Source organism: Rhodococcus sp. D-6 (assembly GCF_040256695.1).
GTDB classification, from domain to species: Bacteria; Actinomycetota; Actinomycetes; order Mycobacteriales; family Mycobacteriaceae; genus Rhodococcus; species Rhodococcus pyridinivorans.
In genome coordinates, this window is the sequence record NZ_CP132970.1 from 3234714 (window position 1) to 3258723 (window position 24010).

Here is a 24010-nt window from a genome sequence, read left to right on the forward strand (position 1 = left end):
GGGAGCTACCCCCGTCAGCGGATGACGTCGCGCCGGACGATCGTCTCGTCGCGGCCCGGCCCCACACCGATGCAGGAGATGTAGGCGCCGGAGAGCTCCTCGAGACGCAGCACGTAGTTCTGCGCGTTCTTCGGCAGCTCCTCGAAGGTGCGGGCGTGGGTGATGTCCTCCCACCAGCCCGGCATCTCCTCGTAGATCGGCTTGGCGTGGTGCACGTCGGTCTGCGTCATCGGCATCTCGTCGATACGCACACCGTCGACCTCGTAGCCGACGCAGATCGGCACGGTGTCGAGACCCGACAGCACGTCGAGCTTGGTGAGGAAGTAGTCGGTGATGCCGTTGACGCGGGTCGCGTAGCGGGCGATGACGGCGTCGAACCATCCCGTGCGGCGGGCGCGACCGGTGGTGACACCGACCTCTCCACCCTGCTTGGCGAGGTAGGCGCCGTGGTCGTCGAACAGCTCGGTCGGGAACGGACCCGAGCCGACGCGGGTGGTGTAGGCCTTGAGGATGCCCAGCACCGTCGAGATCTTCGCCGGGCCGATACCCGAACCGACAGCGGCGCCGCCGGCGGTGGGGTTGGACGACGTCACGTACGGATAGGTGCCGTGGTCGACATCGAGCAGCGTTCCCTGCGAACCCTCGAGGAGGATCGTGTCGCCGCGCTCGAGCGCCTTGTTCAGTTCGAGGCGCGTATCGGTGATGCGGTGCTTGAAACCCTCGGCCTGGGTGAGGACCTCGTCGACCACCTGCTGCGGGTCGAGCGCCTTGCGGTTGTAGATCTTGACGAGGACCTGGTTCTTGAATTCCAGTGCGGCCTCGACCTTCTGGGTGAGGATCTTCTCGTCGAGCACGTCGGCGACCCGCACGCCCACGCGGGCGATCTTGTCCTGGTAGCAGGGGCCGATACCGCGTCCGGTGGTGCCGATCTTCTTCTTGCCGAGGAAGCGTTCGGTGACCTTGTCGATGGCCACGTGGTACGGCATGATCAGGTGCGCATCGGCCGAGAGCAGCAGACGGGACGTGTCGACGTCGCGCTTCTCGAGGCCTTCGAGCTCGGTGAGCAGCACACCCGGATCCACCACGACACCGTTGCCGATGACGTTGTTGACGCCGGGCGTCAGGATGCCCGACGGGATCAGGTGCAGGGCGAACTTGTCGCCGTTGGGCAGCACGACCGTGTGACCGGCGTTGTTGCCGCCCTGGTAGCGCACGACCCACTGCAGACGTCCGCCGAGTAGATCGGTAGCTTTGCCCTTGCCCTCGTCGCCCCACTGGGCTCCGATCAGGACGATTGCCGGCATGTCGCGCTCTCCTCAGGCAGGTGTCTACGTGCGGGCGGTCTCGCCTGCAGGGTCCTGCCCAACCGGGCAGCAGCCGGGACCACAGTGTAGTCCACCCTCCGACGAGCGCGAATGACGGGACTGCAGAAGCGCCGGAGCTGCGGCGCGCGGTGGCGGGTCGCCGCCGCCCTCCCCCACCGCCTTCCCATTACAGTGGACGCAGCCGAGAGCCCGACGAACCCGACCCCTCGAGGAGACCCGTTGACCCCGGTAGTGCTCAGATGCGGTGACGTGCCATTGCCGTTGGCGCTGACCCCCGTGACCGCACTGTCTGCGCCTGCCCTCCCCGAGAAGGACGACTTCGAGGACGTCTTCGCGCATCTCGAGTCGGTAGAGGACCCTCGTCTGATCCTCGTAGGCAACGACGCGGCGTTCGCCGCGACCGTCACACGGCTGATGCGCACCGAACGCCTCGACCTGGAGGTCGCGTACGTCCCGGAGACACGAACCCCGGCCACGGAGGCGTACGGGTTGCGGACGGGGTCGAAGGCTGCCACCGTCGCCCTGCAGGGGGTCGCGAAGCCGTTGCCGCTCATCCGCGACGACGCCGGTATCGCCCTCGTCGGCCGTGCGCTGCTGTGCGGTGAGAACGGCGATGCGCTCGTCGGGGAGGCCTACGTCGATGACACCCGCCTGTTCTCCGGCACGGTGCCCGGCATCCGCGTCGAACCCACACCCGCGATGCCCGGTCTGCGGGCCGCGATCGACCGGCCGCGCTGGTTCGGCGGCTACAAGTGGCTGACGGGCCGGGCCATGCAGTTGGGTTCCCCCGCCGCAGTCGTCACCCGCGACGGGGTCGCGAACCCCCGGGCTCTCAAGCGGTCGACCTTCTACCGGCACGACAAGAAGTGGAAGCTCGTCCGCTGAAACCCATCTTCAGCCGACGTTGACCCCTGTCGGCTCAGCCGACGTTGACCCCTGTCGGCCTGAGCCGACGTTGACCCCTGTCGGCCTGAGCCGACGTTGACCCCTGTCGGCTCAGCCGACGTTGACGCCGTAGTCCCGTGCGATGCCCGCCAGACCGGAGGCGTAGCCCTGGCCGATGGCGCGGAACTTCCACTCGCCACCGTGGCGGTACAGCTCACCGAAGACCATCGCGGTCTCGGTGGACGCATCCTCGGTGAGGTCGTAGCGGGCGAGTTCCCGGCCGTCGGCGCGGTCGACGACGCGGATGAACGCGTTGCGCACCTGACCGAACGACTGGCCCCGCGCGTCGGCGTCGTGGATCGACACCGGGAAGACGATCGACTTGACCTCCGCGGGAACGGCGACGAGGTCGACGTTCACGCTCTCGTCGTCGCCCTCGCCCTCACCGGTGAGGTTGTCGCCGGTGTGCTCGACGGAGCCGTCCGGCGAACGCAGGTTGTTGTAGAAGACGAAATGCTGGTCGGACAGGACCTTGCCGTTCTCGCTCGTCAGCAGTGCACTGGCGTCGAGATCGAAGTCCGCGCCGGTCGTCGCGCGCACGTCCCAGCCGAGACCCACCGTCACCGCCGTCAGGTTCGGAGCCTCCTTCGACAGCGAAACGTTGCCGCCCTTGGCCAAGCTCACACCCATACCGAATCCTCTCGCTCGATGATCGTTGCCTACCGCCACCCTAGTGAAGACCGGACGAGTCGGGCAGGGACGTGTGAAGGCCGTCCCGCGGGGGTAGCCGCAGGGCACCGGACGATGGCCGGGGACGGCGTTCCCGGCCTTTCGGTGTGTACGGCGAATGTCGCGCGAGGGAGAAGAGGGTCGGTTGTGGTGATTCGAGTCGCGTCGGTGCCTGCGTCGCACGTCTACGTCCGGCACCTCGCCTGCCCGGAGGGCGACGACGTGATCCGGTTGACGGATCCGGTTCCCGCCGACGGCCGCAAGGTTCCCGGGGGCTGGTGGCCGCCGTTGATGCTCGAACCGGGCTGGGTGAGCGACCACCACGAGGAATTCGACGTCTTCCACATCCATTTCGGATTCGACGCGATCGGCGCGGAGCAGCTGCAGGACGTCGTCGCCGAACTCGCCGAGCACGACAAGCCTCTCGTGTACACGGTGCACGACCTGCGGAACCCGCACCATCCCACCCCCGGTGAGCACCACAAGCAACTCGACGTGCTGATTCCGGCCGCGGACGAACTGATCACCCTCACGCCGGGCGCCGCCGAGCGGATCCGTCTGCGCTGGGGCCGGGAGGCGACGGTCCTGCCGCATCCGCACGTCGTCGACCAGCACTGGCTCGAGCGACCGCGTCGCGACGAAAGTCCGTTCGTCGTGGGAGTCCACGCGAAGAGCCTGCGCGCGAACATGGATCTGTTCCCGGTGCTCGACACGCTGGCCGAGACCGTGCGCTCGCTACCCGATGCGGTGTTGCAGATCAACGTGCACGACGAGATCTTCGATCCCGACAATGCGTACTGGTACAACCCGGAAGCCGGTTCCCGCATCCTGCAGTACGGCGAGCAACCCCAGGTGGACGTGCGGATGCATCCGTACTTCTCCGACGACGAACTGTGGCAGTACCTCTCGGATCTGTCGGTGTCGGTGCTGCCCTACCGTTTCGGAACCCATTCGGGTTGGCTCGAGGCGTGTTTCGACCTCGGCACCGCTGTGATCGCGCCGAGTTGCGGCTTCTACGGCGAGCAGCGTCGGTGCGGGGTGTACACCTACGACGAGGACACCTTCGACGCCGACTCGCTCGATCGTTGCGTGCGAGAACTGTACGAGAGCAGGGATCTTCCGCGAGCCGACTGGTCGCAACGTATGGACGAACGTCGCGCGCTGGCCCGCGCCCATCGCGATATCTACCTGCGCGCGATGAGCAGCCGGAGCAGATCATGACGCCGTTGCGCATCGCACTCATCGCGTCGAACAGATATCCGATCCGCCAGCCCTTCGCCGGCGGACTCGAAGCGCACGTGTGGCATCTCGCCCACGCGCTCGGCAAGGACGGCCACGAGGTGACGCTCTTCGCCGCACCCGGATCCGATCCGGAACTTCCGGCCTCGTTCCTCGAGGTGCCGTCCTTCGAGGTCAGCGAACTCGCACGCAGCGACGTGTCGATGCCCCCGGCGAACGGCTTCCTCGGCGACCACCACGCCTACCTGTCGCTGATGCTCGATCTCGCCGGACCGTCCGCCGATGCCTTCGACGTCGTGCACAACCACAGCCTGCACTACCTGCCGATAGCGATGGCCCGCATGTTGCATACCCCGCTGCTCTGCACGCTGCACACGCCGCCGACGCCGTGGCTCGAGTCGGCGATGGCGACTCCGGGTGGGTGCCCGGGCACGTTCGTCGCGGTCAGCCGGCACACCGCGACGGCCTGGGAACACGTCACGCCCGGTCCGGTGGCGGTCGTGCCCAACGGTGTCGATCTCGGAGCGTGGCCGGTCGGTTCGGGAGGTGAGGATCTGATCTGGTTCGGCCGCCTCGTGCCGGAGAAGGGCGCGCATCTCGCGATCGAGGCCGCGCGCCGGGTCGGTTACCGGCTGCGGATCGCGGGCCCGATCAGCAACCGGGGGTACTTCGCGGAACACGTCGAACCGTTCCTGGGTCCCGACGTGATCTATCTCGGTCATCTTTCCCAGCCGGATCTCGCTGCCGCGGTGGGACGTTCGGCAGCAGCACTCATCACGCCGCAATGGGACGAACCGTACGGGCTCGTCGTCGCCGAGTCCCTGGCATGCGGGACACCCGTGGTGGCCTTCGCGCGCGGCGGCATCCCGGAGGTCGTCGACGAGAGCAGCGGATGCCTGGTCGCGCCGGACGACATCAACGGCCTGGCCGAGGCGGTACCCCGCGCTGTCGGTCTGTCCCGTGCCTCCGCCCGAGCCCGCGCGGAGGAGCGTTGTTCGGAACGCACGATGGTCGATGCCTACGTCTCGCTGTATCGGGAACTCGCGGGAGCGGCATGATCGGCTACTACATCCATCACCACGGGCACGGACACCGCACCCGCGCGAGCAGCATCTGCGCGGATCTGCGGACGCCGGTGACGGCATTGTCGTCGGCGCCGCTCGGCACTGCCGCCGACGCCTTCGACGACGTCGTGCTGCTCCCCCGCGACGACCTCGCCGTCGACACCGCGCAGGACACGACGGCCCACGACGTCCTCCACTGGGTTCCCACCCACGACGACGGTCTCCGCGAACGCATGCACGCGCTGGGGTCGTGGATCGCCGCGACCCGCCCGAGCCTGCTGGTAGTGGATGTGTCGGTGGAGGTGACGCTCCTCGCCCGCTTGTACGGGATCCCCGTCGTGGTGCTCGCGATGCCGGGCGAGCGCACCGATACCGCCCACACGCTGGCCTACCGCGTCGCCGACCATCTCATCGCACCGTGGTCGCAGGACGTCTACGATCCGCACTGGCTGCGCTCGTACGCCACCTCGTACGTCGGCGGGATCAGCCGTTTCGACGGACGCCCGTCCCCCACCCGCACAGCCGGTGAGAAGCCGAGGGTCCTCGTCATGAGCGGCAGCGGCGGATCGTCGATCACCGTCGACGATCTGCACCGGTTCTCGTCGCGCTACCCTCAATACGAGTGGGAGGGTCTCGGTGTCGCGGGTGGCCCGTGGATCGACGATCCGTGGCCCGTCCTCACCGGCGCCGACGTCGTGATCGGGCATGCGGGCCAGAACACCGTCGCCGACATCGCGGCCGCCGCGCGACCTGCGGTCGTGATCGCCGAACCCCGTCCGTTCGACGAACAGCGTTCCACCGCAACTGCTTTGGAGAAGGCCGAACTGGCGGTGGGTCTCGACGGGTGGCCCGACCCGAACCGCTGGCCCGAACTGATCGAGCGAGCACGCGGCCTCGACCCCGTCGAATGGAAACGCTGGCAGGTCGACGGTGCCGCGGCGCGCGCGGCGGCGATCCTGGACGACCTGGCGGAGCGATCGTGACCGTCTCGGTCGTCACGGTCGCCGCGGGTCGCGGCACGCATCTGCGACGCCAACTCGACGGCCTCGCACGCAGCACCCGGACACCCGACGAGCACATCGTTGTCGCGATGGGTGACCCGGAGGTCACGGAGGTCGTCGCCACGGCCGGCTCGTCGGCGCGAGTGGTGGAGATGGACGTCGACTCCGCGAAACTGCCGGTCGGAGAGGCACGGAATCTGGGCGCGCGGACGGCGTCGTCGGATCTGCTCGTCTTCCTCGACGTCGACTGCATTCCGGCTCCCGACCTGATCGAACGGTACGCCGAGGCGGCCGGCCGGCACCCGGCTGCGCTGCTCAACGGTCCGGTCACCTATCTGTCCGAACCGGGCGCCGACGGCTACGACCTCGACCGGCTGGGCGACGCGATCGATCCGCATCCGGCCCGTCCGTTCCCCTCCTCGGGTGAGATCGTGCTGGACGATAGACACGAATTGTTCTGGTCGCTGTCGTTCGCGTCCCGGTCGCTCGTGTGGGACCGCATCGGCGGGTTCTGCACCGCATACAGCGGATACGGCGGCGAGGACACCGATTTCGGACAGAAGGCCGCCCGTGCCGGAGTCCCGATGGCCTGGGTCGGCGGCGCCCACGCCTTCCACCAGTACCACCCGGTGTCGAGCCCGCCGGTCGAGCATCTCGACGACATCCTCACCAATGCCGCGCTGTTCCACCAGCGTTGGGGGTGGTGGCCGATGCGGGGGTGGCTCGACGAGTTCGAGCGGACGGGACTCGTCTCCTTCGACCCCGACGCGCAGCGGTGGACGAAGGTGCGGACGACCGGCCCGTGAAGACTTTTCGTTCCGTGTGCTAATTTCGGCACCGTCATTGCGACGACGCACGAGGAAGTCGGTGTGATTCCGGCGCGGTCCCGCCACTGTGACCGGTAGAGCGATCTCCGGGAGCCAGATACTCACGTCGCCGTACCTCCTTGCCCGGGGCGGACTTCCCCGAGAGAGGGTGTAATCGCCATGCGTGTACGCGCAGCCTTCCCGAAGCTCCTTGTCGCGTTGACCTCCTCGAGCCTTCTGCTCGCCGGATGTTCGACGGCGGGTTCCGACACCGAGAACGACGCCTCGGACGAGTGCATCACCGACTTCACAGGCGCGAAGTCCGAGTCGTACGTGCTGGTCAAGTGTGGTGCGCCTGCCCCGGAACTGACGGGCGAGCTGGCCACGGCCCAGCAGATCCACGTGCCGATCACGAGGCTGTACACCGGCTCGACCACCCACCTGCCACTGGTGATCGAACTCGACGAACTCGATGCGCTCACCGGCGTCTCGAACGGTTCGTACGTCTCCGACGCCGCCGTGATCGGGCGCATCGATTGACGTGACGACCACCGGTTCCCTTCCCCTCGATTTCGAAGCCGTGGTCGCGCAGGCGGCCGACGCCCCGACCTGGCTCGTGGGTGGCGGCGTCGGCGGGTTCACCGCGGGGCTGGCCGGACTCGGCCGCGCCGGTGTGGTGATCGCCGCGGCGCTCAGGGCCACCGTGTTCCCCCTCAATGCCGTCACGGCCATCGTGGAGGCGCCCGTGGTCATCGCCGTCCTGATTCGTTCACGGCGTGGAACACCGGGAGCGGCACTGTGACCTCCACCGGCGTGGAACTACGCGATCCGACCATCGGCCACGCCCGTCGTCGTGCCTTCCGTGGCAGGACGGTCACGGAGATCGCTTCGAAGGTGAACGTTGCTCGACGGGGTGAGCTCGTCGACGTGCTCGGACGCCTGGCGCGCGAGCAGAATCTGGCGGTCGTCATGTCCACCCACGAACTCGAACTCGCACTACGGGTGTCCGACCGGATGTGGCTGCTCGAAGCAGATCGCACACTGACATGCGACACTCCCGCTGCTCTCGCCGAATCCGGCCGTATCGGAGCGGCGTTCGATCGCGGACGCATGCGGTTCGATCCTCGTAGGATGGTGTTCGACCTGGAAGCGGAGGACAGCCGTGTCTGATGCGATCGGGGTTCTCGAGCGAATCGCCGTATGGAGCCCGTACTTCCGCGTGAGTACCGGACCTGCCGACGACAGATGGCGTCCCACCGCAGATCTGGCCGACCCCGCGACCCGCGACGCTCTGGTGGCCGATATCGCCGCGCGAATGGGGACCGCCGAACCGCGCGTGGCGGCATCGACCCTCTTCTTCGGATACGTCGCACGCGTGTGGTCGGTGGCGATGGGTTCCGTCGTCGATTCCGGACGGTGCATTCGGCTCGATCCCGAGCAACTCCTGTGGCGCAACGACGCCGGGCTGCACCTGCACATCACCGAACCCGGATTCGGCGACGACATCGTGGTGGAAGTCCTCGACCGGCAGATCGAACCTCTCGTCCATGCGTGGCGCGACGTGGTCGCGGCCGGCCTGTTGTGGGGCAACACGGCATCCGCCCTGATCGGCGCTGGGCGGCTGATCGGTTCCGATGCACAGCCTCTCGTCGATGACCTTCTGTCCGATCCGCGTCTGGCGGACACTGTGGACCCGGCGACCGGCCGTCGCCGTAGTTGCTGTCTTTACTACCGCACACCCACCGGCGGGGTCTGCGGCGACTGCATCTTCCCCACCCCGCCGGACGACCGCTCGAAGGAGATGCCGTGACAGTCGTGTTCGATCCCGAGAACTATTGGAACGACATGTGGTTCGGTCTGCTCATCGAAGGCTCGGCACTGGAGGTCGCGGCCCCGAACGCACCGAAGAAGATCGGGATGTACGACGGGTACGTCACCGTCGACTTCGGTCGGTGGCACTTCCCTCTCTGCATCGGCGAACACACCGCGAGTGGGCCGGAACTCGGCCGGATCCGCCGCTGCAGTCGCGCCGAGTTGTACCGCAGGATCGGCAGGGACGACACCGTCACCTCCTGGGGTCTGCGCATGTTCAACGGCCGGGACGAGCAGATGCTCACGATCATGCTGCCCACCCCGTTTCTCACCAACACCCAGCGACTGACGGAGGAACCGGTCTGGGAGCACCTCGAGGCGTGGGACCGCATCCGCGGAATTTCTGGGGCTGGAACCCGATCCACGCGATCGCACAGGTAGGGGCTTCCGGCACACATGAGTGTGAAGCCGGGCGCCGACCGAGGTCCGGCGCGGAGCGGTCCGTCCGCGAAGGCAGAACGCGCCCGGTCACCGGGCGGCCTCGATGTCGACCGACCGGTGGGGCAGGACCAGCGGTGTGCCTGCGACGGGATCGGTGATCACGGTGGCCTCCACACCGAAGACGTCGCGCACCATCTCGGAAGTGATGACTTCGCTGGGCGGTCCGGCGGTCACCAGCGTCCCCGCTCGCATCGCCACAAGGTGATGGGCATAGCGACTGGCCATGTTGAGATCGTGCAACACCAGCACGATGGTGCGTCCGAGCCGGTGGTTGAGGGAAGCGAGCAGATCGAGCACCTCGATCTGATGGGCCAGGTCGAGGAAGGTCGTGGGCTCGTCGAGCAGCATGATGTCGGGATCCTGGGCCAACGCCAGCGCGATCCACACGCGTTGGCGTTGGCCACCGGACAGTTCTTCGATCGGGCTCTCGGCCAGCTGGTCGACGGCGGTCGCCGCCAGTGCGGCAGCCACCGCCCGCTCGTCTTCGGCACTCCACTGTCGGAACCACCGTTGATGGGGATGCCGGCCCCGGCCGACGAGATCGGCGACGGTGATGCCGTCCGGGGCAAGGGGCTGCTGCGGCAGCAGACCGAGGGCGCGGGCCAGTGTGCGCGCCGGCATCTCGGTGAGCTCGGTACCGTCCAGAAGGACTCGGCCGTGCTGCGGCGACAACAGGCGGGCCAGGCCCCGCAACAGCGTCGACTTGCCGCACCCGTTGGGTCCGACGATCGCCGTGATACGGCCGGCAGGCAGGCTCGTGCTCACCTGGTCGACGATCAGCGAGGATCCGTAGCCCAGGCTGAGCTGCTCGGTCGTCAACGAGACCGACCGGATCGCGTGTGCTGGCTGTGGTGTCATCCGGCGGCTCCGATGCGGTGGGCGCGGGCGAGGAGATAGAGCAGGACCGGCGCTCCGAGGATCGCCGTGAGGACTCCGACGGGCATCTCCGACGGCGCGAAGATCGAACGGCCCGCCAGATCGGCGCCGACCACCAGAAGGGCGCCGACGGCGGCAGAGGGCGCAAGGCCGATCTGCCGCTCGGCGAGGATGCGGCGAGTGATCTGCGGCGCCACCAGCGCGACGAAACCGATGGGTCCGGCAGCTGCGGTCGCCATCGCGGCGAGGACCACTGCAATCAGCAGCAACAACACCTTGCGGCCTTGACCGGCTCCGGTCAGGGTGCGGGTGAGATCGTCGCCGAGCTCGAGCAGCCGCAGGTGCCGCGACTCCACGATCAGGACCGGGACCGTCGCCGCCAGCGCGATGACAATGATGGTCACGTGCAGCCCGCTCCGATTGGCCAGGCTGCCGGTCAGCCAGGCAGCGGCACTCATGGCTCGGTGGATGTCGGAACGGGTGAGCAGATAGGAGATAGCGGAGGAAAGCATCGCCGCGACACCGATCCCGACCAGCACCAGCCGGAAGCCGTGCAGACCGCGCCGGTAAGCGATGAGCACGATCATCAGCGCAGCGAGGACCGCGCCGGCCAGCGCACCGAACACGAGCTGCAGACCGCTGCCCCCCACGACAAGCAGCACGGTCAATGCGCCCATCGCCGCCCCGGAATTGATGCCGATGATGTCGGGGCTGACGAGCGGATTGGCGGCGATGCGCTGCAATATGGCCCCCGAGAGCGCAAAAGCCGCGCCGACACCGAGCCCGGTCAGTGCCCGGGGCAGGCGGTCGCCCAGCACGACCTCGCGCTCGATGAGGGTGCCTCCGCCTCCCACGATGGTGACGGCGTCGGAAACCGAGATCGGGTACACCCCGAGGACCAAGGAAGCCGTGGCGACCGCAACGGCGGCCACGCCGGCGAGGACGGTGAGCAGCACCGAGGAGCGACTGATCCGAAAGGAGACCGGGGTACCTCGCGGGGCCACCAGGAGCGTGTCGCGGGTTGGACCGCGGCGCACCGGCGAACTCATGTGCCGACCACCTTGCGGTTGCGGACCAGGTAGAGGAAGAACGGGGCGCCGACCAGGCCGGTGATGATCCCGACCTGCAGCTGTTCGGGTTGGACCAGGAGTCGTCCGAGGATGTCGGCGATCAGCAGCAGCATGGGCGCGAGCACGATGGTCCAGGCGAGCACCCAGCGGTAGTCCGAGCCCGTGATCATCCGTGCGATGTGGGGTACCACGAGCCCGATGAACCCGACCGGACCTGCGATAGCGGTGGCGCCACCCGCAAGCAGAACCACAGCGAGAGCCCCCGCGATGCGGTCGACCCACACACGGGCACCGAGGCTGCGGGCGAGATCCTCACCCAGAGCCAGAGCATTCAACGCGCGGGTCAGGCCAACAGCCAGGACGACACCGACGGCGATGAACGGCGCTACCGCGGCCAAAGCGTCACTGTCCGAACGGGTCAACGATCCCACGACCCAATAGCGGAAGTCCTCCATCGTGGAGGCGTCCTGGAGGGTGATCATCGTGGTGACCGCGCCCAGGAGCGCGGTCAACGCCGACCCGGCCAGAGCGAGCTTCACCGGCGTGGCACCACCCGGACCGAGCGAGCCGAGCATGTAGACGAAGACGGCGGCCACCGCAGCTCCTGCGAAGGCGAACCACACATAACCGGCAGCGCTCGTGATGCCGAGACCGACCATCGCCGAAACCACCGCCAGCGCCGCGCCGGCGTTGATGCCCAACAGTCCGGGTCCCGCCAAGGGGTTGCGGGTCAGACCTTGCATCACCACGCCGGCGAGGCCGAGCGCCATCCCGGCCAGCAATCCGGTCACGGTCCGCGGGATGCGGATATATCGCACCGCACGCTCGACGTCACTGTCCGCCGAACCTGTAACGGCCCCGACCACGTCGGAGAGGCCGACCGGCAGGGTGCCGAGCAGGACCGAGCCGAGGGTCACGGCCACCAGAACAGCCGTGGCCACCGCGAGCCCGAGTAGGCGAGTACGGTTGCCGCTCAGCAGGCCGGAACGCACGACAGGCGCGCCGGCAGCCGGGGCCGGACCGTCCGCAGACCGCTCCGGGGTCGTTGCCGCCGTCGTCACCGCCTACCTCACTCGCCCCCGTCTTGTCCGGTCTCGTCCTGGATGGCCAGGTCGGGGTGCAGCAGCGAAGCCAGCAGCTCGATTGCATGGGCGATGCGGACTCCGGCGGCGCGGTCAGCGAACAGGAAGGGATGCACGGCACCGTTCTGCACCGCCGACAGGCCCGCGAGCGCCGGGTTCTGCACGATCGTCTGCGCCTCCTCGGCGCCGTCCTGGCGGGTATAGGAGGCGTCGCAGCAGGTGCTGGTCAAGATGACATCGGGGTCGCGACGGATCAGCTCTTCGAGGTCGATCGCGACGTGGCGTCGCTCGACGAGGTCGGCGAAGGCGTTCACGCCCCCGGCCTGCGCGATGATCCGGGTACCGAAGTCGATGCCACCGGCGACGCGGATGCCACCGCCCTCATCGAGTAGGACGATCGCGACGCTCGGGCGGTCCGCCCCGGCCAGCACCTGGTCGACCGCCGCGATGCGCTGCTGTTGATCGGCAATGACCTCCTCGGCGCGCTCCTCGACGTCGAACAGGGCCCCGAGGTCGCGCAGGTCGTCATAGATCGTCTCGACGCTCACGGTGGCGGGGTCGATCGCCTCGTCCGACAGTCCGTCCGCGCTGGGGCACAGCGGGCTGAGGATCCAGCTCTGTATGCCGAGCCGGGTCAGACTCGCCCGCGTGCCGAAGCTCTCGTCGCCGGCGCCGTCCTCGGTGAACACGTTGTTGTACCCCGACAGGATGAAGTCGGGCCCGGTGGCCAGAAGCGCCTCACGACTGGGGAGCTTCTCGACGTACGGCACCTGCTCCTGGGCATCTGCGTACTCGGGCAACACCTGAGCATCGAGGAAGGCGGTCTCGATCAGGCGGTCGCTGATGCCCAGCGCATGCGCAATCTCGATGGCCGGCTGGTAGGCGGCATACACGCGTTCCGGTGGCGCTTCCACGGTGACGTCGATCCCGCAGTTCTCGACGGTCATGGAGTCGGCCGACGCGGCGTTCTCCTCGTCTGCGCCACATGCGCTCGCGCTGATCAGCGTCAGACATGCGGCGGCGACGCTCAGCGTCCGACGGTTCAGCGGAGTCATGCGACGGCCGTCCTTTCGATGCGCTGGGGGAATCGGCACTCGGGCCGGATCAAGGCATGGAAGGTGCGGGTCGCAGCGACCTGATCACTGATTCCCGGTGCGTGGGCGATCGCGATGGCGCGCCCTTCGACAGGATCCGGACGCCGAGGAGGTACAGCGGAGACAGAATGGGAGAGAGATGGGTGCACGGCTTCGCGCAGCCTTTCTCGGGGTAGGCCGCCCCGATGCTGAAAGGTACGAATGGGGTGAGTATCTGGCTCGCAGACGCTTGTCGAAGCGCCGCTCACAGTGGCGGTACCGCGCCGGATTCACACCGGCTTCCTCGGATCCCATCGTGATGGACGAACTGAGGCTAGCAGGAGCCGACCATGCCCGAATTCCCGGCTCGGCCGAAGTAGGAGCCGGGGGCGGTGCAGGTCGGTGGTGGCGCAACGCCATTCGAACGGCGTAGCGGTTGTGTCCTGTTCGACGCCGGTACCACCGCTGTGCGGGAGACCGACGTCATCGCCCGGCCCTGTCCCGGCACCGGAGAAGAGACCCGAGGGGAATCAACGCTATCCTCGCGGGGTGGACTCACGGATGCCGGTGCTTGCGCAGGTGCGCGGTGCTGCCGTGGGGTCGGTGTCGGGGGCGGTGAGTATCGCCGCCCATGGTGTGGCCGGTGGCGGGATGCCGCCGAGCCAGTCGGCGGTGGTGTTGCTGCTGGCGGCGTGCGCCGGCGTCGGTGCCGCGGTCGCCGCCGTCACCGTGCGCGATCGGAACTGGGTGTTTCTCCTCGCGGCACTGACTGCCGGACAGGTGGTCGGGCACACCACCCTCTCGGTGGTCGACGACCACGCGCACGGGCTGGAACTGTCGCCCGCGATGATCGCCGCCCACCTTGCCGCTGTTGCGGTCTCCGCCGCTGCGGTGCGCGCCGTCGAAGGTGCGTGCCTGCACGTGTTGGGGGCGTTCACCCGCGTGATGCTGGTGCTCGTTTCTGTCCCGCCTGCGCAGACCGTGGTCTGGTCGGCGACCCCGCTCTATCGGGCGACGCTGTCGTTGTGGTTGCTGGCCGGCGCCGCCGCCGGTACCCGCGGACCGCCGACCGCGGCGTAGTCGGCCTCCCTACCCGATCCGCCTGCTGCGCCGTCCCCGGCGCGGGAGAGCACGCGATCGCCGACGGGTGGGTCCGACATTCTTCTTCCGCCGTCCTGCCTTCGCCCCGTGCTGGGATGCCGAGTGTATGGCGTGCGTGCCCTCAGCGGCATCGACCGGATTCGATCTGCCAAGTCCCCTCGATGCCCGCCTTTCCTGACGGTCGCCTCACCGACCGCATCTCCAGCGGTGCCCGTGCTCCTGCACGGACACCGCCGAAAAACGCGCACACGGTGAGCACCTCACGACAGCCGAATCGAGACACACTCATGTCCGTTCCCGAACTCGACCGCGGCACCATCGCCGCGGACAATTCCGCCGCCGAGCCCGCCCGGGCTGCGGCGCAGGATTCTTCACCGCCGCGCAGCATGCGGCCGCTGATCATGCGGCTGCACTTCTACGCCGGGATCCTGGTGGCCCCGTTCCTGCTGATCGCGACGATCAGCGGGGGCCTCTACGCGATCGCCCCGACCCTCGAACAGGTGCTCTACCGCGACCTGCTGCACGTCGATTCCACCGGTCCGGCACTGCCGGTCGCCGAGCAGGTCCGCGCCGCCCAGCAGCTACGCCCGGACCTGACCGTCTCAGCGGTACGCCCCGCATCCGAGGTCGGTGAGACCACCCGGGTGCTGTTCACCGATCCGTCCCTCGGTGAATCCGAGCGCACTGCCGTGTTCATCGATCCCGCGACCGCCTCGTCGACCGGTCAGTCGGTGGTCTACGGCAGTAGCAGCGCGCTGCCGGTACGCACCTGGATTTCCCAGCTGCACCGGCACCTGCATCTGGGTGAGCCCGGCCGGATCTACAGCGAACTGGCCGCCTCCTGGTTGTGGGTCATCGCTCTGGGCGGGGTGTACCTGTGGGTGCAGCGCTACCGCACCCAGCGCACCCGCACCCGGCAGTCGGCGCGACTGCTGACCTTCGACCGCGGCGCGCGGGGCCGCAACCGCACCCTCGGCTGGCACGGCACCACCGGCCTGTGGATCGCGGTCGGCTTGATCTTCCTGTCGGCCACCGGGTTGACCTGGTCCACATATGCCGGGGCGAATGTGGGCGAGTTGCGTACCGCGTTGAGCTGGACCACCCCGACGCTCGATACCACCCTCGGCGTCTCGGACACCGCGCCTGCAGCCGGTGGACACGACGGCCACGACGGCCACGACGGCCATACTGCCGCAATTGCCGATACGGGCGCACTCGATCGCAACATCGGCGCTCTGGACCGCGTCCTTGCCGCCGCTGCCGAGCATCGAGTGACCGAACACGTCGAGATGAGCATCCCGGCCGACGGCCACACTGCCGTCACCGTCACCGAAACCCGCCAGCCCTGGCAGTTCGTCACCGACGCGGTCGCGATCGACCCGGCCACCGGGGCGGTGACCGCCACCAACACGTTCGCGGACTGGCCGCTGGCCGCCCAGCTCACCACCTGGGGCATCGCCCTGCACATGGGCATCTTGTTCGGGCTGCTCAACCAGCTGGTATTGCTCGCTCTCGCGGTCGCGTTGGGCACGGTCATCGTGCGCGGCTACCAGCTGTGGTGGCAGCGTCGCCCCACCCGCGGATCGCGCCGGGTGGCGCGCCCACCGCTGCGTGGGACGTGGCGACGCCTGCACCCGGTCACCGTCGTCGCGGGGGTCGCTGCTGCGGTGACCGTCGGGTGGTTCGCTCCGCTGCTGGGACTGAGCCTGCTCGCATTCCTGCTCGTCGACGTCGCGGTCGGTCTGCTGCGGCGCCGGCGTTCGCCCGAGCACTCCCCCGAGGGGACCTCCGCGACCGGCTGAGTCTCGCTGTCTCCGGCCCGGCGGCTCGGATCCTGCCACCGGATCCGAGCCGACCGGGCAATCCTCACACTCCCGAGTTCGTATACAGAGGAACGCATTCCGGACTTGGTAGAGCGTCGTCGAGCCCACGCACGCCGAGGAAGGAGGCGATCCTTGTATAGTCGGCGCTGCGATCGGTTCGCCGCATGTCGTCGTGAGGAGCCCCGAAGACCTCGTGTGCGCGCCGAAGCACCCGATGCCGACAGGTATCGGGTGTGAGAGGGAACCCGGTGGGAATCCGGGACTGTCCCGCAGCGGTATGCAGGAACGACCGCCGTCACCAAGCACTGGACCACCAGGTCTGGGAAGCGACGGCCACTAGGTCCATCCCGACGGAATCGGGAATGGGTGCCTGCGAGTCCGAAGACCTGCCGATCGTGTCGGGCACGCCGTGCCCGACGGTATGCCGCCTCGTGGAATGGGCGCGCGCCGATCGGCAACACCTCGACCACAGGTCGAGAACACGGGGCTCGTATCGGGATGCGCGTTCATCGGGCGGTAGACCACCCAGCGACGAACACCGGAGAAAACCTGATGTCTGCTCCGACAGCATCCTCATTCACCGCCACCGTGCTCGGCTCCGCACGCATCGGACCGAACCGCGAACTGAAGAAGGCCACCGAAGCCTACTGGGCCGGGCGCCTCGACCGCAGTGGCCTGGAATCGGTTGCCGCACAACTGCGCGCCGACACGTGGTCACGTCAACACACAGCCGGGCTGGACTCGATCCCGGTCGGAACGTTCTCGTTCTACGACCACGTCCTCGACACAGCAGTCATGCTCGGGGCCGCGGGATTCGACCTCGGCGTGGGCCCCGGCGTGTACGACATCCATTCGCCGCGGGTCCCGAGCGAGGACGAGATCACAGCACTGTTGCGCAAGGCTCTGCAGGCGGTGCCCGCCGAGCGACTGTGGGTCAACCCGGACTGCGGGCTCAAGACCCGCGGCACGACGGAGGTCGCGGCCTCACTGGCGAATCTCGTCGCCGCTGCCGCCACCGTGCGCGCCGAACTGAACCGATAACTACCGCACTACGAAGAAGGTCGTCGACAATGTCCACCCCTCGCATTCGCACCACCCATGCGGGAAGTCTCCCGCGCACCACTGCCCTCGTCGAAGCCAACCGAGCACGACGAGAAGCGGCAGACGGCTTTCGCCTCGATACCTCCGAGGAGTTCGCACAGTTGCTCGGCAACGAGGTGACCGCGCTGGTTCGGCGCCAGGTCGACCTCGGCATCTGCATTCCCGGCGACGGCGAGTACGGCAAGGCCATGTCCTCGACCGTCGATTACGGTGCCTGGTGGTCGTACTCGTTCCAGCGCCTGTCCGGTCTCCAGTTGACCGACGGAGGACCGTTCGGCAGTACACCGATCCGGTCGACACCCGGCAACGTGCGTCTGACCACCTTCCCCGACCGGCGCGACTGGACGCTGTTCGCTGAGGCCTACGGCGATCCCGACAGCGGGGTGTCGATCGGGAAGGAGGCACCCCTCTTCCCTACTGCGACCGGACCGGTCACCTATATCGGCCACGACGCCATCGCGTCGGACATCGCGAATCTGAAGTCCGCGCTGGCGGCCGCAGGGGTCGAGAACGGTTTCATGACTTCCTTGTCACCGGGTAGCGCCTCGCGGATCGGCAACGAGCACTACGCAACCGAGGAAGAATTCATCTGGGCATGCGCGGATGCCATGCGCGAGGAGTACAAAGCGATCATCGACGCCGGTCTGATCCTGCAGATCGACGACCCGTCCATCGCCGAGAACTGGGACCAGATCAACCCCGAGCCGACGGTCGAGGACTACCTGGCTTTCACCCGCATCCGGGTGGAAGCGCTGAACTACGCCCTGCGGGGTCTGCCCCAGGACCGGATCCGCTTCCATCTGTGCTGGGGCAGTTGGCACGGCCCGCACACCACCGATCTCGAGTTCAAGTACCTCGTCGAAACCATGCTCGACATCGACGCCGGGTCGTACTCGTTCGAGGCCGCCAACGTCCGTCACGAACACGAGTGGCGGGTGTGGGAGGACGTGGAGCTTCCCGACGGGAAGCAGATCGTGCCCGGCGTCATCAGCCACGCGACGAACGTCGTCGAACATCCCGAACTCGTAGCCGACCGCATCGAACGTTTCGCGAATCTCGTCGGTGCGGAGAATGTGGTCGCCTCCACCGACTGCGGACTCGGCGGACGCATTCATCCTCAGATCGCGTGGGCCAAGCTCGAATCCCTGGTCCGAGGCGCGGAGTTGGCGACGAAGCGCATCGCATGACATGACCGCAAACGATTGGGCCCGCAGCGTTGAACGCTGCGGGCCCGATCGGAGGCATCCCGGGGTCAGGAGACGGTGACGGAAATATCCCGGGATGCAGTTCGAGCGGGTGTCAGGCCACGATCGACCTCTGCGGCACCCCCGTGTATTCGCTCAGCGGACGGATGAGGGCGTTGGACTCACCTTGCGCGATGATGTGTGCAGTCCACCCGGTGATACGGCTCATGACGAAGATCGGGGTGAACACCTCGATGTCGAAGCCCATCAGGTGGTAGGCCGGCCCGGTGGGAAAGTCCGGATTCGGCTCGATGCCGGTGGCCTCGGCCATGGTCTTCTCGAGGATGTCGTACATCTGCACCCACTATCCGGTTCCGTGTCGAGCACAACCTCGAAGGACGGCTTGTTGTCGGACAGACGCGGAACCTTCGCGTTCTCGTCGGCGAGATTCTCCCGAACGGGATCGGTTCAGGTCGCGGTGCCGACCACGCGGTCGGCGAGACCGAGCGACCGCAGGATCTCGGTGGATCCCTGATTCAGGGACACCGCCCGCTGTGGTGGCGCGTCGATGGTGAGCGTCCTGCCGCAGTTCTCGATGGTGAGCGGGTAGACCGATGCCGCGGTGTCCTGTTCGACTGTCCCGGATGTGTCGTCACTCGACGAGCAACCGGAGACGGCCAACGCCGCCGCTAGCAGTGCGCCGGCTGCGCGCAGCGCCGAATTCCGCCCTTGCGGGCGGTCGATATCGAATTGTTCATGTCCATCCTCGTGGGTCCTGCTTCGGCGACGCAGGTGTCCTGGCTCCCGGATCGACGCTCGCCCCGGCCTTCCAACCCCTGTGGGCCGTGACCATGCTGTTGGGGGATCACTCCTCGGTGACAGTTGCGGGACAGCCACGGATTCGCACCGTTGTTCCCTACGTCGCTACGAACAGTGCAAGACCCGGCGTCGGTCCCGGAACGGCGCAACCGGGCGTCCTCCACCCATCGACACCGGATGAGGCACCATGTCCGAATGGTATCCCGCCGAAGAACCCTCGTCGTCGTATCCGCCGTGCTCGTGGTGCTGGTCGTCGTCGCCGTCGCGATCTTCCAGCTTTCGAACTCCCGCACCTTCCAGCTGTTCGGGGCGCTCGTCCATAGGGTGGAGACACCCGAGAAGGTGGTCTCGCTGACCCTCGACGACGGCCCGAGCGTCCTCACCCCGCAGGTCCTGCAGACCCTCGAGGACGCCGACGTCCCCGCCACCTTCTACGTCACCGGCTCGGAACTCGAACAACGACCGGAGCTGGGCCGGGCCATCGTCGAGGCCGGGCACGAACTCGGTAATCACACCGCGACGCACCGCAGGATGATGCTCGTCGGCAGCGGCACGGTGGCCGAGGAGATCGAGCGCACCGACGCCGCGATCCGCGAGACCGGGTTCGACGGGGAGATCACCTTTCGCCCGCCCTACGGCAAGAAGCTCGTCGCGCTCCCCCGCTATCTCGACCAGCACGACCGGACCACCGTGATGTGGGACGTCGAACCGGATTCCGATGCGTCCGACACCGAGACGATCGTGCAGACCACACTCGACGAGACCCGTCCCGGCTCGATCATCCTGCTGCACGTCATGTACGCCTCCCGGACAGCGTCGCTGGAGGCGATTCCCGGGATCGTCGACGGCCTGCGCGCCGAGGGCTACCGGTTCGTGACGGTGTCGGAATTGCTCGACATGCAGACCTCGTGAACTCCGGGGCGCGAAATGGTCATCGATGCGCGCTGTTACGCGCTCCGATGACCATTTCGCGCTCTGATTCTCAGGTGAACGGGACTCCGCCGGTGACGGCGATGGTCTCCCCGGTGATGTAGCTCGACTCCTGGGAGGCGAGGAAGACGTAGGCCGGGGCGAGTTCGGCGGGCTGGCCGGGGCGACCGAGCGGAGTGTCCTTGCCGAACTGCTCGTACGCATCTTTCGGCATCGTCGCGGGAATGAGCGGCGTCCAGATCGGGCCGGGGGCAACCGCATTGACGCGAATACCCTTGCTCGCCAGGTCGGAGGCGAGGCCCTTGGTGAAGTCGACGATGCCGGCCTTCGTCGTTGCGTAGTCGAGCAGACCCGGCGACGGACTCACCGCCTGGATAGAGGTGGTGTTGACGATCGTCGAACCCGGCCCCATGGCGGTGACCGCGTACTTCGACAGCCAGAACAGGGCGTAGAGGTTCGTCTTCATCACGCGGTCGAATTGCTCCGTGGAGATGTCGCCGATGCCGCCGGGTTCGAGGTGCTGGTAGGCGGCGTTGTTGACGAGGATGTCGATGCCGCCGAGTTCGGACACCGTCGTGTCGATCAATCGCCGGCAGAACTCCTCTTCCCTGATGTCGCCGGGCATGCGCACCGCGCGGCGTCCCGCCTGTTCGACGAGTTCGGCGGTCCGCTTGCCGTCCTCGTCCTCCTCGTCGAGATAGGCCAAGACGACGTCGGCGCCCTCCCGCGCGAAGGCCACCGCGACCGCCCGTCCGATACCGGAATCACCACCGGTGATCAGAGCGCGGCGACCTTCGAGTCGTCCGCTCCCCCGGTACGTGGTCTCGCCGTGGTCGGGGGCGGAGAGCAGATCGGCGGTCGCGCCGGGGTAGGCGATCTCCGGTTGCTCCTCGAGCGGCGGAACGGGGTGCTGCTCTCCCGGGTGCTGCATGCGGTACTGGTCCTGGTCCGGCATTCTCGCCCTCCCTCGATCGGGTTCGTAAGGGGCGATACCCGGTGCACCACGGCGCCACACCGGCAGCGCTCCGGACGCATGTGTCGGAGCATAATCGCAGGTGGACGACATGAGCGAGGTCACATCGGTGTGCGGCGCATAATGGCCACCCATGTGTCGGAACGGAGAGGTCGAGGCATGAGCGCGGACGGTACGAGCGCGGACCTGTCGGCCTATCGGAACGACTTCGCCCGGATCGAGAAGAAGGTCGCCGGGGAGTTCGACGCCGGTCGCCGCGGACGGGTCCTGGCGATCTGCGTCGTCGTCCTGACGGTGTGCATGGTGCTTCCGCAGACGTCGTCGGCGTGGTCGTGGACGGTCTTCGGTAGTTGGTTCGGCGACACCGCACCCGTGGCGGTGCCGCTGCGGATCTTCGCGGCCCTGGCCCTCGTGTTCGGGGTGGTGATCTCGACGCTGGCATTGTGGCTGCGACGATGGAAGCTGGCGTCGCTCGCGATGCTCGGCTCGGGGCTGTCGTCGTTCTTCGGGCTGTTGGCGTACTGGTCGCAGGCGGGAATGATCACGAACGCTCCGCATCACCCGACCGTGGCGTTGGTCGCCGAATGGCTGGTGATGATCGTGATGACCTCGCAGTGGTTGCCGATCGTGCTGAGCCGGTCGCCGACGGACGTCCCGCCCCGGCCGCATCCGCTGCGGACCGGTCGCCGGTAGGTCAGCGCTCGACGAGCGAGCCCATCTTCTTCGCCAGGAACTCGATGCTGCGACGCGGCATGAGCCTGGCGAGCAGGTCGAGCATCGTCGCGTCCTTGCCGATGCACACCCGGAAGGTGCCCTTCTCGATCGCGTCGACGATCCTGCGGGCTGCCTCGGCGGACGAGGTGATCTTGACGGAGGCGTCAGTGCTGCGTCCCGGGATGGCGGCACCGGAGTTCTCGGCGATGCCGGTGCGGACGGCGCCTGGGAACACCAGCGTCACCGCGACTTTCGTCATGCGCAGTTCGGCGTACAGACCTTCGGTGAGCAGTTTGACCGCCGCCTTGCTCGCGCCGTAGACGGACTGGCCCGGCACCGGCACGAAGGCACCCATGCTCGACACGTTGAGCAGGCTCGCCTCGGGACGGCTCAGCAGCTCGGGGAGGAACGCCTTGCACATGTGCACGACACCCCAGTAGTTGACGTCGAGCACCTTGTTCATCTCGTCGTACGGCAGGTCCGCGAATGGGACGAACTTCTGGATGATGCCTGCGACGTTGGCGACGCCGTCAACCCGCCCGTGTGCTGCGGTCACCTCGGTCACCAGGGCTTCGACGGCGGCGCGATCGGAGACGTCGACCGTGTGGGTGGTGAGACGGTCGACATAGGCGTCCGCCAGAGCACGGGTGCCGTCGAGAGCCTCGGTGCGGAAGTCGATCGCCGCGACCCGCGCGCCACGCACGAGGAGTTCGAGGACGACATCGCGTCCGATCCCGTTGCCTCCACCGGTGACGACGAAAACCCTGTCACGGATCTGCATGCTGCCTCCTTGTGTCGTTGGGTCCAGTCAATCCGGTCCGGAGCACCGACGCCACCCCGAAGTGTGCGCGTGCACGCCTGCGGGTATCCGTCCGGACACGAGTCGGCCCAGCGTACGGAGGTAGAAGTGACGACGTCGAAGAAGGACGACGAGGTGCGCAAGGACCCACCGGGGCCGGTCGATCACGGTCGCAACGGCGGCATGGCAACGCGGGAGAACGCTCCCGAGGTGGTCGAGCGCTCGGACGACGACGAGAAGTGATCTCGATCAGGACGATGTGAACCGCCACGAGGCCACCGATCGGGCCGATATGTTGGGCATATGCAGTTCGCCGGACCGGCCGAACAGTACAACCGTTTCATGGGCCGTTACGCAGCGACGCTCGCGCCCGCCTTGGCGGACGCGAGCGGGGTGAGGGCCGGGCATCGGGTCTGCGACGTGGGCTGCGGGCCGGGTGGGCTGACCCGTGAACTGGTCGGCCGGGTCGGCGCAGCGAACGTCGCGGCGATCGACCCGGCTCCCCAGTTCGCAGCGGCGTGCCGGCAGATAGCACCGGAGATCGACGTTCGCGTCGGGGTGGCCGAGAACCTGCCGTGGCCGGACGGAACGTTCGACGTCACCCTGGCATCGTTGGTTCTCGGATTCATGAACGATCCCGAACTGGGTGTGCGGGAGATGGTGCGGGTGACCCGTCCGGGCGGCACCGTCGCCGCGTGCATGTGGGACACCACGGCCGGCGGGATGACGATGCTCCGCGTCTTCTGGACCGCAGTGGGAACGGTCGAGCCCGGCACTCCGGGTGAGAGGACACTGCCCGGTACCAGCGAAGGCGACATCGCCGAGCGGTTTCGGCGGGCGGGTCTGCACGAGGTGGTCGGCGGCGCCCTGTCCGCGCGCGCCGATTACGCCGATTTCTCCGACTTCTGGGAACCCTTCACGTTCGGTGTGGGACCGGCCGGTCGGCACCTGGTCTCGATGGCCGAAAGGCACCGCGTCGCAGTGCGTGATGCCTGCCGGGCTGCTCTTCCGTCCGGACCGTTCTCGCTCGACGCCCGCGCCTGGTATGCGCGGGGAACGGTTCCGGAATACCCTTCCACAGTGGTCTGATTCCGTCCGTTCGG

26 protein-coding genes, 2 pseudogenes and 4 riboswitches are annotated in these 24010 nt (G+C 67.7%); of the genes and pseudogenes, 18 read left to right on the forward strand and 10 right to left on the reverse strand.

What is annotated here, in order from left to right:
• Positions 1 to 14: 14 nt before the first annotated feature.
• Positions 15 to 1304: an adenylosuccinate synthase gene (locus RBB84_RS15110; protein ID WP_006552940.1), complete on the reverse strand. Its 1290-nt coding sequence runs from the start codon at positions 1302 to 1304 to the stop codon at positions 15 to 17.
• Between the two features lie 252 nt (positions 1305 to 1556).
• On the opposite strand from RBB84_RS15110, the gene RBB84_RS15115 reads away from it, so the two are divergent.
• Positions 1557 to 2210: a hypothetical protein gene (locus RBB84_RS15115; protein ID WP_024101848.1), complete on the forward strand. Its 654-nt coding sequence runs from the start codon at positions 1557 to 1559 to the stop codon at positions 2208 to 2210.
• A 111-nt stretch (positions 2211 to 2321) separates the two neighbouring features.
• On the opposite strand, the gene RBB84_RS15120 is transcribed toward RBB84_RS15115, so the two are convergent.
• On the reverse strand, positions 2322 to 2900 hold the full coding sequence (locus RBB84_RS15120) for a TerD family protein (RefSeq protein WP_006552942.1): 579 nt from the start codon (positions 2898 to 2900) through the stop codon (positions 2322 to 2324).
• A gap of 189 nt (positions 2901 to 3089) precedes the next feature.
• On the opposite strand from RBB84_RS15120, the gene RBB84_RS15125 reads away from it, so the two are divergent.
• The 9 genes from RBB84_RS15125 (at position 3090) to RBB84_RS15165 (ending at position 9302) form a co-directional block, all read left to right on the forward strand.
• A complete protein-coding gene (locus RBB84_RS15125; RefSeq protein WP_064256591.1) occupies positions 3090 to 4160 on the forward strand; it encodes a glycosyltransferase in 1071 nt (356 codons plus the stop codon).
• Positions 4157 to 5236, forward strand: coding sequence for a glycosyltransferase (locus tag RBB84_RS15130; RefSeq protein ID WP_024101850.1), 1080 nt, complete (start codon positions 4157 to 4159; stop codon positions 5234 to 5236). The genes RBB84_RS15125 and RBB84_RS15130 overlap by 4 nt, the downstream gene beginning before the upstream one ends.
• On the forward strand, positions 5233 to 6225 hold the full coding sequence (locus tag RBB84_RS15135) for a glycosyltransferase (protein WP_064256565.1): 993 nt from the start codon (positions 5233 to 5235) through the stop codon (positions 6223 to 6225). The genes RBB84_RS15130 and RBB84_RS15135 overlap by 4 nt, the downstream gene beginning before the upstream one ends.
• Positions 6222 to 7049 (forward strand): glycosyltransferase, encoded by an 828-nt coding sequence (locus RBB84_RS15140; RefSeq protein ID WP_064256564.1) that lies wholly within the window; start codon positions 6222 to 6224, stop codon positions 7047 to 7049. Before RBB84_RS15135 ends, RBB84_RS15140 begins: the two co-directional genes overlap by 4 nt.
• 17 nt (positions 7050 to 7066) lie before the next feature.
• A riboswitch (cobalamin riboswitch) is annotated at positions 7067 to 7194 on the forward strand.
• Between the two features lie 35 nt (positions 7195 to 7229).
• Positions 7230 to 7589: a hypothetical protein gene (locus tag RBB84_RS15145; protein ID WP_064256563.1), complete on the forward strand. Its 360-nt coding sequence runs from the start codon at positions 7230 to 7232 to the stop codon at positions 7587 to 7589.
• A gap of 1 nt (position 7590) precedes the next feature.
• Positions 7591 to 7851: a hypothetical protein gene (locus RBB84_RS15150; RefSeq protein WP_064256562.1), complete on the forward strand. Its 261-nt coding sequence runs from the start codon at positions 7591 to 7593 to the stop codon at positions 7849 to 7851.
• Between the two features lie 92 nt (positions 7852 to 7943).
• Positions 7944 to 8219, forward strand: coding sequence for a hypothetical protein (locus tag RBB84_RS15155; protein ID WP_255025535.1), 276 nt, complete (start codon positions 7944 to 7946; stop codon positions 8217 to 8219).
• The gene (locus RBB84_RS15160; protein ID WP_064256561.1) at positions 8212 to 8859 is read left to right on the forward strand and encodes a (2Fe-2S)-binding protein; all 648 of its coding nucleotides are present in this window, start codon (positions 8212 to 8214) and stop codon (positions 8857 to 8859) included. The genes RBB84_RS15155 and RBB84_RS15160 overlap by 8 nt, the downstream gene beginning before the upstream one ends.
• Positions 8856 to 9302: a hypothetical protein gene (locus RBB84_RS15165; RefSeq protein ID WP_197481859.1), complete on the forward strand. Its 447-nt coding sequence runs from the start codon at positions 8856 to 8858 to the stop codon at positions 9300 to 9302. The genes RBB84_RS15160 and RBB84_RS15165 overlap by 4 nt, the downstream gene beginning before the upstream one ends.
• An 87-nt stretch (positions 9303 to 9389) precedes the next feature.
• Here the strand turns inward: RBB84_RS15165 and RBB84_RS15170 are convergent, their stop codons facing one another.
• Genes RBB84_RS15170 through RBB84_RS15185 form a run of 4 tightly spaced genes read right to left on the reverse strand, consistent with a single transcriptional unit; the run spans position 9390 to position 13445 of the window.
• Positions 9390 to 10220 carry an ABC transporter ATP-binding protein gene (locus RBB84_RS15170; protein ID WP_064256560.1) on the reverse strand — a complete coding sequence of 277 codons (831 nt, stop codon included), beginning with the start codon at positions 10218 to 10220 and terminating at the stop codon, positions 9390 to 9392.
• Positions 10217 to 11287 carry an iron chelate uptake ABC transporter family permease subunit gene (locus tag RBB84_RS15175; RefSeq protein ID WP_006552952.1) on the reverse strand — a complete coding sequence of 357 codons (1071 nt, stop codon included), beginning with the start codon at positions 11285 to 11287 and terminating at the stop codon, positions 10217 to 10219. The genes RBB84_RS15170 and RBB84_RS15175 overlap by 4 nt, the downstream gene beginning before the upstream one ends.
• Positions 11284 to 12369, reverse strand: coding sequence for an iron ABC transporter permease (locus RBB84_RS15180; protein ID WP_197481858.1), 1086 nt, complete (start codon positions 12367 to 12369; stop codon positions 11284 to 11286). The genes RBB84_RS15175 and RBB84_RS15180 overlap by 4 nt, the downstream gene beginning before the upstream one ends.
• A gap of 8 nt (positions 12370 to 12377) precedes the next feature.
• Entirely contained in the window at positions 12378 to 13445 is a 1068-nt protein-coding gene (locus RBB84_RS15185) for an ABC transporter substrate-binding protein (RefSeq protein WP_006552954.1), read from the reverse strand.
• 247 nt (positions 13446 to 13692) lie between these two features.
• Positions 13693 to 13769: riboswitch (cobalamin riboswitch) on the reverse strand.
• A 243-nt stretch (positions 13770 to 14012) separates the two neighbouring features.
• On the opposite strand from RBB84_RS15185, the gene RBB84_RS15190 reads away from it, so the two are divergent.
• The 4 genes from RBB84_RS15190 (at position 14013) to RBB84_RS15205 (ending at position 18675) form a co-directional block, all read left to right on the forward strand.
• Positions 14013 to 14543, forward strand: coding sequence for a hypothetical protein (locus RBB84_RS15190; protein WP_024101862.1), 531 nt, complete (start codon positions 14013 to 14015; stop codon positions 14541 to 14543).
• Between the two features lie 308 nt (positions 14544 to 14851).
• A complete protein-coding gene (locus tag RBB84_RS15195) occupies positions 14852 to 16366 on the forward strand; it encodes a PepSY domain-containing protein (protein ID WP_064256559.1) in 1515 nt (504 codons plus the stop codon).
• Between the two features lie 226 nt (positions 16367 to 16592).
• Positions 16593 to 16796: riboswitch (cobalamin riboswitch) on the forward strand.
• A 143-nt stretch (positions 16797 to 16939) separates the two neighbouring features.
• Positions 16940 to 17428: a hypothetical protein gene (locus RBB84_RS15200; protein WP_064256558.1), complete on the forward strand. Its 489-nt coding sequence runs from the start codon at positions 16940 to 16942 to the stop codon at positions 17426 to 17428.
• Between the two features lie 29 nt (positions 17429 to 17457).
• Complete coding sequence (locus RBB84_RS15205) at positions 17458 to 18675, forward strand: cobalamin-independent methionine synthase II family protein (protein WP_064256557.1); 1218 nt, start codon at positions 17458 to 17460, stop codon at positions 18673 to 18675.
• A gap of 112 nt (positions 18676 to 18787) precedes the next feature.
• On the opposite strand, the pseudogene RBB84_RS15210 reads toward RBB84_RS15205, so the two are convergent.
• Positions 18788 to 19036, reverse strand: a pseudogene (locus tag RBB84_RS15210) (citrate/2-methylcitrate synthase); the annotation flags it as partial.
• Between the two features lie 2 nt (positions 19037 to 19038).
• A pseudogene (locus RBB84_RS15215) lies at positions 19039 to 19386 on the reverse strand (ABC transporter substrate-binding protein); the annotation flags it as partial.
• Positions 19387 to 19441: 55 nt separating this feature from the next.
• Positions 19442 to 19638: riboswitch (cobalamin riboswitch) on the reverse strand.
• A 48-nt stretch (positions 19639 to 19686) separates the two neighbouring features.
• Here RBB84_RS15215 and RBB84_RS15220 point away from each other — a divergent pair.
• On the forward strand, positions 19687 to 20403 hold the full coding sequence (locus RBB84_RS15220) for a polysaccharide deacetylase family protein (protein WP_064256554.1): 717 nt from the start codon (positions 19687 to 19689) through the stop codon (positions 20401 to 20403).
• A gap of 70 nt (positions 20404 to 20473) precedes the next feature.
• On the opposite strand, the gene RBB84_RS15225 is transcribed toward RBB84_RS15220, so the two are convergent.
• A complete protein-coding gene (locus RBB84_RS15225) occupies positions 20474 to 21376 on the reverse strand; it encodes an SDR family oxidoreductase (RefSeq protein ID WP_024101868.1) in 903 nt (300 codons plus the stop codon).
• Positions 21377 to 21553: 177 nt separating this feature from the next.
• On the opposite strand from RBB84_RS15225, the gene RBB84_RS15230 reads away from it, so the two are divergent.
• On the forward strand, positions 21554 to 22087 hold the full coding sequence (locus RBB84_RS15230; protein ID WP_006552961.1) for a hypothetical protein: 534 nt from the start codon (positions 21554 to 21556) through the stop codon (positions 22085 to 22087).
• Between the two features lies 1 nt (position 22088).
• On the opposite strand, the gene RBB84_RS15235 is transcribed toward RBB84_RS15230, so the two are convergent.
• The gene (locus RBB84_RS15235) at positions 22089 to 22889 is read right to left on the reverse strand and encodes an SDR family NAD(P)-dependent oxidoreductase (protein ID WP_019291067.1); all 801 of its coding nucleotides are present in this window, start codon (positions 22887 to 22889) and stop codon (positions 22089 to 22091) included.
• 126 nt (positions 22890 to 23015) lie between these two features.
• Here RBB84_RS15235 and RBB84_RS15240 point away from each other — a divergent pair, with 126 nt between their 5' ends.
• Positions 23016 to 23150 carry a hypothetical protein gene (locus RBB84_RS15240; RefSeq protein WP_006552963.1) on the forward strand — a complete coding sequence of 45 codons (135 nt, stop codon included), beginning with the start codon at positions 23016 to 23018 and terminating at the stop codon, positions 23148 to 23150.
• Between the two features lie 60 nt (positions 23151 to 23210).
• Entirely contained in the window at positions 23211 to 23996 is a 786-nt protein-coding gene (locus tag RBB84_RS15245) for a class I SAM-dependent methyltransferase (RefSeq protein WP_024101869.1), read from the forward strand.
• Positions 23997 to 24010: the final 14 nt, after the last annotated feature.